2 protein-coding genes, 1 other RNA gene and 1 pseudogene are annotated in these 1,615 nt (G+C 32.2%); 2 read left to right on the top strand and 2 right to left on the bottom strand.

Going from position 1 to position 1,615, the window contains the following annotated elements:
• Nucleotides 1-16: 16 nt before the first annotated feature.
• A complete protein-coding gene (locus V7161_RS29865; RefSeq protein ID WP_289984442.1) occupies nucleotides 17-190 on the bottom strand; it encodes a hypothetical protein in 174 nt (57 codons plus the stop codon).
• A 360-nt stretch (nucleotides 191-550) separates the two neighbouring features.
• Between V7161_RS29865 and V7161_RS29860 the strand changes: the two are divergent.
• Nucleotides 551-728: pseudogene (locus V7161_RS29860) on the top strand (IS1595 family transposase); the annotation flags it as partial.
• 94 nt (nucleotides 729-822) lie between these two features.
• On the top strand, nucleotides 823-1,434 hold the full coding sequence (locus V7161_RS29855; RefSeq protein ID WP_335716389.1) for a class I SAM-dependent methyltransferase: 612 nt from the start codon (nucleotides 823-825) through the stop codon (nucleotides 1,432-1,434).
• A gap of 80 nt (nucleotides 1,435-1,514) precedes the next feature.
• Here the strand turns inward: V7161_RS29855 and ffs are convergent.
• Nucleotides 1,515-1,600: signal recognition particle sRNA small type (gene ffs, locus V7161_RS29850), an RNA gene on the bottom strand.
• Nucleotides 1,601-1,615: the final 15 nt, after the last annotated feature.

Genomic DNA, 1,615 nt, shown 5'->3' with positions numbered 1-1,615 from the left:
CTTTAGTTAAATTTATTTATAATCCTCCACAAGTAGGATTAATATTTTTTTGTTGAAGGTTGTGCTTACCTTCTTCAGATTCTTCAGTTACTGATTCTAATCCATATCCTGTTGAGCTAATTTCTAAAGATTCTTTACTCCCTTTATTAATTATAGAAAAATTATCTTCTTCCTTATTTATAGTTGACATAGGATCACCTCATTGTAAATTTTCATTGGTATCATGTTTTTGTTACTGGGTATTTCATACTTGTCACTTTTCCCACATTTACCGCTAAAAGATCCAAGTGTATAATAGTTTACCTTTTTAAATAAAGACTATGTTAAAGGTAAATGTTTATTTTTGATACTTGCCAAATTCTTGATAAAATCAATGTAAGAACGAATGTTCGTTAGGATGTCAAGGTGAACAAAGTGTTTAGTAACTTGTTAAGGTATATCGACAAATTACCCCCATACCAAAATGAACAAGTTCTATCAATGGGGTAAACGCTATGATGAACCTTCCTCCTCTGCTGGTGTTCGTTTAATCAATGAAATGTACAATGGAAAAGTGCTTGTAACCGATGCTTGGAGGGCTTACAAAACCTATGCAAAAGAAAAGGGTTTGGAATTATCGGATAAAATCAGACGATTGTAAACACGTTATTAAGGGCTTGTATCACATTAAAAATGTCAATGGTCCCCATTCTCGTTTAAAACGATGGATAGGCCGCTTTAAAGGTGTATTAGTTGAATTGTGATATGCAGAATCGCATCCTAAATAATGACAAGTTTTTTAGTGTATAGGTTTGTTTATTAAGCCTGATTGGAGAGATAATAATGGGAAATACTGATAAGTTTGAAATGATAGCTAATAAATATGACACTCCTGAAAGAATCCAAATTGCAAAGATATCATCAGATGCCATCCGTAATTATTTAGTTGACGCTAAAAGTAAGAATGCAATTGATTTTGGGTGTGGAACTGGACTTGTCGGAATGAACTTGTTAAACGAGTTTAATTCTATGCTTTTTCTGGATACGTCACAAAACATGATTAATCAAATAAAGCAAAAAATAAATAATTTTAATATTCATAATGTAGATACATTATGCTTTGATATTGAAAAGGAAAGTCTATCGGATTTACATGCCGATTATATTTTTATGGCTCAGGTTCTTCTCCATATTCATGATGTTGAATTAGTTTTATCAAGATTATTTGATGTTCTTGATGAAGGAGGACATCTACTGGTCGTAGATTTTAATAAAAATGAAAAAATAATTTCTGATATTGTTCATAACGGATTTAATCCAGAAGAGCTAACCGACATTATGACTAAAATAGGGTATAGGGATATTCAATTCAAAACCTTTTATACAGGAAATAAAATATTCATGGGACAAGATGCGTCTATGTTTATTCTTGATTCAAAAAAGGGGCATAGGTAAAGGTATGAAATGGAAATTTCTTACACAAAAAAAAGCGCTAAACTCAAATAAAGATAGAGTATAGCGCTTTTCTTTCTGTCTATGTAATAATCCACACAATTTCACTAGTTATGGCTGCTGCATTCCTGCCCTGACCAAGTTCCTAGTGTCCTTGTTGGACTATGACTCCGCAGGTAGGACT

The organism is Neobacillus drentensis (assembly GCF_036965425.1).
Taxonomy (GTDB): Bacteria; Bacillota; Bacilli; order Bacillales; family Cytobacillaceae; genus Neobacillus; species Neobacillus drentensis_F.
The sequence above is the reverse complement of the archived record's forward strand: the minus strand, read 5'-3'. Positions and strand labels throughout refer to the sequence as shown.

Bases quoted from the DNA above. Each gene is read 5' to 3' on its own strand.
- V7161_RS29865 (WP_289984442.1), bottom strand. From the start codon at position 190: ATGTCAACTATAAATAAGGAAGAAGATAATTTTTCTATAATTAATAAA.
- V7161_RS29855 (WP_335716389.1), top strand. From the start codon at position 823: ATGGGAAATACTGATAAGTTTGAAATGATAGCTAATAAATATGACACT.